At 40.8% G+C, this 5,675-nt stretch carries 6 protein-coding genes; 1 reads left to right on the top strand and 5 read right to left on the bottom strand.

What is annotated here, in order from left to right:
• Positions 1–267: 267 nt before the first annotated feature.
• On the bottom strand, positions 268–561 hold the full coding sequence (locus tag A3C46_00595) for a hypothetical protein (GenBank protein OGQ22210.1): 294 nt from the start codon (positions 559–561) through the stop codon (positions 268–270).
• A 232-nt stretch (positions 562–793) separates the two neighbouring features.
• Positions 794–2,563, bottom strand: a complete 1,770-nt coding sequence (locus A3C46_00590; GenBank protein OGQ22209.1) for a hypothetical protein — start codon at positions 2,561–2,563, stop codon at positions 794–796.
• A gap of 59 nt (positions 2,564–2,622) precedes the next feature.
• Between A3C46_00590 and A3C46_00585 the strand changes: the two genes are divergently transcribed.
• Complete coding sequence (locus A3C46_00585; GenBank protein ID OGQ22208.1) at positions 2,623–3,201, top strand: hypothetical protein; 579 nt, start codon at positions 2,623–2,625, stop codon at positions 3,199–3,201.
• Positions 3,202–3,285: 84 nt separating this feature from the next.
• On the opposite strand, the gene A3C46_00580 is transcribed toward A3C46_00585, so the two are convergent.
• The 3 genes from A3C46_00580 to A3C46_00570 are packed head-to-tail and all read right to left on the bottom strand — an operon-like array spanning position 3,286 to position 5,507.
• Entirely contained in the window at positions 3,286–5,040 is a 1,755-nt protein-coding gene (locus tag A3C46_00580; GenBank protein ID OGQ22207.1) for a hypothetical protein, read from the bottom strand.
• A 3-nt stretch (positions 5,041–5,043) separates the two neighbouring features.
• Positions 5,044–5,313 carry a hypothetical protein gene (locus A3C46_00575; protein ID OGQ22206.1) on the bottom strand — a complete coding sequence of 90 codons (270 nt, stop codon included), beginning with the start codon at positions 5,311–5,313 and terminating at the stop codon, positions 5,044–5,046.
• Positions 5,310–5,507 (bottom strand): hypothetical protein, encoded by a 198-nt coding sequence (locus A3C46_00570; GenBank protein OGQ22205.1) that lies wholly within the window; start codon positions 5,505–5,507, stop codon positions 5,310–5,312. The genes A3C46_00575 and A3C46_00570 overlap by 4 nt, the downstream gene beginning before the upstream one ends.
• Between the last annotated feature and the right edge of the window lie 168 nt (positions 5,508–5,675).

The following is a 5,675-nucleotide window of genomic DNA, read 5'->3' as shown; positions in this document are numbered from 1 at the left end:
CCCATTTATCCGACCACCAGCAGGGTGGACAATATACTTTATATGGCGCATCCGGCCGGTAGGTAGAAATTTTTTCTTCGCCGCAAAGGTCGCATTTCCTTTTGTGAAGTTGGGTTAGATTTGAAAATGCGAGCCGCCTCTGAAATCTGCACTTTGGACAAAAAGTCGGCGCAGGTACATGAATTTTTTCGTAAAATGCAAAATCAACGGATTCAATAGTAAACTGATCTTGGCAGTTTTGACAGATTTTAACCTCCTCCTTATTACTCATATCTTTCTTAACATCCGCTGATAAATTTTATCTCTGGTATCTACGGCCAGAAGCCGAATAACGTGAGAGCTTTTGAATTCAAACCCCACCCGATAATCCCTGGTTATCCTAAAAGAAAAAGTGTCTTGAAGCGGAGGCCCCAAGTGCTTGGTATGTAAGCGAGAATCAAATGGATTTTCGTAAAGAATTTCTATAAGCAATCCGAGCTTGTCTTGAATTTTTTTCGGCAAATCATAAATATCCTTGCAAAAATCCTTCTCGTAAATTACATCATTTGGCTGAGCGGACATGACGTAGGAACTCTTCCTTATTGATAAAATGATATACGGGACCGCGGGACGCCATACGTTTGAACATCTTTTTCACGAAAGCGGGGCGATATTCGCCTTCCGGATCACGATAACTCGCGGCCAGCATTCTTTTAACAACTTCCATATCTCTGCGCAGAGTTGATACGTCTTTATCTATTTTCCTGATGAGAGTTTGAGTAGTCATATGGTTATAATAACATACGCCTAAAAATCATACAACCTCTGCATTGTAGCACGATTCGCAATACACTATCTCCGGTCTTTCCGGCGCGTAACTTGTCTCAAACTCGTTGGGGCATGGATGCTCGCCATGGATATGAGTGGCGGTATTCGTATATTGATTCGGTCCTTTATCTTTTGACTTTTGACCTTCACATTCGCAAGTTCTGTGCCACAGTTTCGGCGGATTGCGCAATTTTAAACGCTGATAATGCCGGCAATTCGGACACAAAATCGGCAAAGGAATATTCATTTTGCGGTAAAATTCAAGTTCCTGCGGAATGACTTTAAACGCCGTGGTGCACGGATCACCGCATAATCCTTGATGCGCACAACCTATAATCTCATTCAAGATATCATCAGTTGCTTTAGAAATTTCGTCAGGAACTCTATCGGGCGGTACGGTTACTGCATAATTTCTGTTATCCGGTTCGCGCCAGCGGAATCCTTGTGCTAGCGCGTCGCTTTTGATAAGCATAGACCACTCCTGTGCCGCGGACTCATTATATGCGTATGGACTGAAGCTTTTGGGCAAAAATTCTCCCCACTCTCCTGCCTCTTTCATTTGTTTTATAATTTTTTCGCGCATCGCAATATAATCTTCTTTGGAATATTTTTTATTCAAAATGGCGTAAGACGCTTTTTTTAGCGCCGAACACCCCAAAAGATTATCGGACGAATGGCAATTATTTGAATACTCAACCCGATTGCATTTCCAGCAAAATATGCTTCCAACGCTTCCATAAGAATTGTCCGGCGTCACCGAATAATAGCAAAGATTAACATGCCCGGTATTATTACAGTCATATGAGTCTTTCCCGCCGTCGCCCGCTAACATATATCGGCAATCTTCTAAATCCGGGTAAAAAAAGCAGTTTTTTGAATTTTTACAATTGATTAAATTATCACCGGTGGAATTTACTGATTTTATCAGCGTAGCAAACTTACGTGGAAATTTCAGCGAGAATTCCTGAAAGTCATGCAGATATTTTTCAATCATTTTGCGGCTTTCAAGACACATCTCCTGTTTTTTATACAAATATTCTTCTTTAGAGTATTGCTGGTTTAAAATGCAATACTGTTTATTACGAAGCCCCACACACATAATACAATCGGAACAATTGCGGAGGTCAATTCCCAAAAAACAATTTCTTGAATTAAAAGAAATCATACAATATTGACACCCGTAGCATTTATCCGAGCTCAACGACTGATATGTAAGCTCGGAGTGATTGACGTAAAAACAATCAAAGACCTCTTTGCAATAATTAACTTGATACCCGTATGCAATATTTTCATTATGCCATCCGCAGACCGTCAAATAGCAATTTTTACTAAACGCCCGATCATAAGCATATTCACAATTGATGCTTCCTATGCCGTCATCATTCATGAGGTTAATAACCGGAACGCTGTAAAGAATTTCTTTGTATTGTTCCAAAAACGGCCGCGAAAAATCGTATTCTCGGCCATATTTATACGGATCCCATTTATCCGACCACCAGCACTTTTGGCAATATACCGGATATGTATATTCCGGGGCGTAACTAGAAATCATATTTTTTCCACACAGATCGCACTTTCTTTTATAAAACGTCCGCTCATTCCTGAATAATAAACGCAACTGCAACCGGCAATCCGGGCAAAATTTGGGCGGCAAAACCCCGGCTTTTTCATAAAATGCAAAGTCCTCCGGTTCGATAGTGAACGAAACTCTACAGCTCTGACATTGCTTTATTTCTTTACTATTGACTATTTGCATAAATTTGACATACTATAGCGAGTTAACATCGTTCCTTTTTTACACGAAAGAGGTTATCCGTGGAAAAAATTACGCCGTGGATGATTATTTTTTTGCAAACTCTGGCCGGAACAATATATACATATTTGATTTGGACGGGAAATGCTACCCCGGCATTCATGACTTGGTTTATCTTTTTTCTGGCTGTTTTAATTAGTTTAGCAAGTTATCTTTTGCATGAAAATAACAGCTGGCGTGATAACCTTTGCAATACCTGCGATGTTTTGTATGTCGGACTAATAATGGTAGTAATCGTTGCGGTTAACGGCTGGAAAATTCTGCCGCTTAGCACACTTGAGACATACTGCGCAATCGCAGTTCTTCTGATTTTGGGTATGTGGACTTGGAAAAAAAATCATGCGGCGACATTTCTTGCTACGCAAGCATTGCTCATAGTTGGCTACTTTCCAACCATGGAGAAAATTGTAATAGAAAGTAGAAATACCGAGTCATTTCTGGCTTGGGGCCTTATCGGCGCCGCGAATTTAACTGGTGCAATATCGGCCGGCATGAGCAAAAAACTTCTCCCGTTTCTTTACGCATTGCGCGCAGTTATAATGATTGCTATTACCCTTGCACTTATGCTGAAATTTTCTTGACACAATAAGCAGATTTACCCTGCTTATTTTTTATACAATTCATTAAATGTGCATCTTAACCGCGACCGCGGATATAAGACACATTTATACGATTTCACTATTATAACACTGCTCGCAGTAAACTATCTCCGGCCTTTTTGGCGCGTAACTTGTCTCAAACTCATTGGGGCATGGACTTGGTCCGTGGGAATGAGACGTGGTGTTTTGATATACCCCATTAATAGAAATCTTACCCACACAAGCGCATTGACGATTCCATAGCTTTCGAGGATTACGCAGAGTAAAACGATCCTGTCTCCGGCACGGGAAACATTTTTGCGGCAGGGGTAAATTCATTTTCCGATAAAACTCAAGTTCCATCGGAATAATTTGAAACGCCGTCGTACACCCAAGATGTTTTTTCTTTTTCTCTTCACTTGTCTGCGAATCGCATTGGATGACTTCTTTTAAAATACTGTCTGAAACCCCAGCTATGGTCAGCGGAAGATTTTGGGATTCCACGGTTGGTTTATAATCCCGAAGCGGATGGTCGTACCACGTATACCCTTTCGCAATGGCCTCGCCCCTGGAAAGAGGAAAATAATCCTGCGCCGTTGATTCATTATATGCAAACGGAGAAATTGAGGCGGGAAAATATTCTCCCCATTCGCCGATTTGCTTCATGTGCTCAATTAATTTCCCCTTTAATGCTTCATAATCTTCTTTTGAATACTGTCTGTTTAAGATACAATAGTGTTTCTGTCGAAGCCCGATACACCCGAAAAGGTTAGATGACCCGAAACACATATTACTATAATAAGAGTCAAACACGTCCCAAGAGCTTCGCATGGCGATACTGCGCGAAATGGTAGCGCAGCCCTGACATTCATACGAAAGCTCAGACCATATTTCTGTTACATCCATAGAATCTTTCGAATACCATGCGTCTTGGGAATAAGCGACATTCTCATCGTGCCTGCAATTAAAACTTTTTACCGTATTCTTGGTATTTTCCAAATAATCCCCGAAAAATGCCCCGATGTTTTTTACGCCGTGATAAAACTTGCGCGGAAACATAATTGAGAATTTTTGGAACCGTTCGCGGGCCTTTTCAATCCCATCGCGGGTGTCTAAAAATTTCGCGACTGCTTTTCCATACTCTTCTTTTGAGAGCTGTTTATTAAAAAAACAGTGGCTCTTGCTGCGAAGCCCGACACAACCGAAACAATTTGAACATCCCCGCAGATCTATTGAAAAATGACTGGATATGCAATCCGTAGAATCATGAAGGTGGGTGGAAGAATAACAGCGCGTACAATTTAAGCACTCATAACATAACTCGCATTTCTCCATGCAATAAGAATCTCCCACAAAATAATTACTGTCCTGCAGCCAATTGCTATACATACATTTTTCATTCTTACCGCAAGCCGCGAGCATATAACAATCTTTATTTTCTTCTGATTGATTGGTGTATTCAGAGTTAACGCTTTTAGAGTTCACTATAGCAAGGTGCGGCACCTTAAGAGAGAGTTCGTTAAATTGTTCGAAAAACGGGCGGGAAAAATCTATGTCCCGTCCATAATTCATCGGATCCCATTTATCGGACCACCAGGCCTCCTGCTTATAAACCGGAAATGGCGACTCGGATTTATAAATAGAGATAATATTTTGACCGGTGGCATCACACTTTCTCCGATAAAATGTCCACTCATTCCGATCAAGCAGTCGACGAACATAACGGCACTCTGGACAAAACGTCGGCGGGGGGACGGAGATTTTCTCATAAAATGCAAAATCTTCCGGTTCAATAGTGAACCCGCTTTTACAATTTTGACAGGTTTTTGTTTCAGAATTCATGATTTATTTATATACACTGCCGCGCCAATCTATCACTTCAACGTAAACGCGCGATTTATCAAAATCAAAAGAGGCGATGACACGCAAATCGCCTCTTCGGATTCGATGGAATCCAAGCCATTTTCCCTTCAATTTTTTAACATCAATATTTACGTCTTCTCCCCTAAATTTAGCCAGAACCGATCGAATCAGTTGAAAAACTTCTTCACGACTAACACGGTTATGCTCTAAAAATTTCTCTACTTCTCGGGTTAATTCAAAAATCCAGTTCATATTTTAACGTAGTAAGTGCTTACTATTTTGCGTGAGGGTTTCCTGTAAAGCCGGACGACATCCCTTTGTTCTTTTTCTGACACAAATGGCAACAACGCAGCTCTCATTTTAGTTAATTCAACCCCAAGCGCCTCTTTAACGCTTTCTCTGATCAATGATTTAAATTGTCTTTGAGTCAATTGCGTAATTGCCATAATTTCATAGTATCACGATTTATTGATAAAGTTAACCCTTATGAAAGCCGCCGTTGGCGGCTACATTAAGAATGCCGCAAAGCGAGCAAATTGAGGTTTCGGCATTTTACTTTTTTAGTAATGGTAGGGCAAAACGGCTTGGCCTTTCGCAGAGCGAAAGTATTTTAC

Source organism: Deltaproteobacteria bacterium RIFCSPHIGHO2_02_FULL_44_16, from assembly GCA_001798185.1.
Taxonomy (GTDB): domain Bacteria; phylum UBA10199; class UBA10199; order 2-02-FULL-44-16; family 2-02-FULL-44-16; genus 2-02-FULL-44-16.
This window is presented reverse-complemented; position numbering and strand designations above follow the sequence as displayed.

What these genes read in the sequence shown, in the direction of transcription:
- A3C46_00575 (OGQ22206.1), bottom strand. Translation starts at nt 5,313, where the DNA reads ATGAACTGGATTTTTGAATTAACCCGAGAAGTAGAGAAATTTTTAGAG.
- A3C46_00590 (OGQ22209.1), bottom strand. Translation starts at nt 2,563, where the DNA reads ATGCAAATAGTCAATAGTAAAGAAATAAAGCAATGTCAGAGCTGTAGA.
- A3C46_00570 (OGQ22205.1), bottom strand. Translation starts at nt 5,507, where the DNA reads ATGGCAATTACGCAATTGACTCAAAGACAATTTAAATCATTGATCAGA.
- A3C46_00580 (OGQ22207.1), bottom strand. Translation starts at nt 5,040, where the DNA reads ATGAATTCTGAAACAAAAACCTGTCAAAATTGTAAAAGCGGGTTCACT.
- A3C46_00595 (OGQ22210.1), bottom strand. Translation starts at nt 561, where the DNA reads ATGTCCGCTCAGCCAAATGATGTAATTTACGAGAAGGATTTTTGCAAG.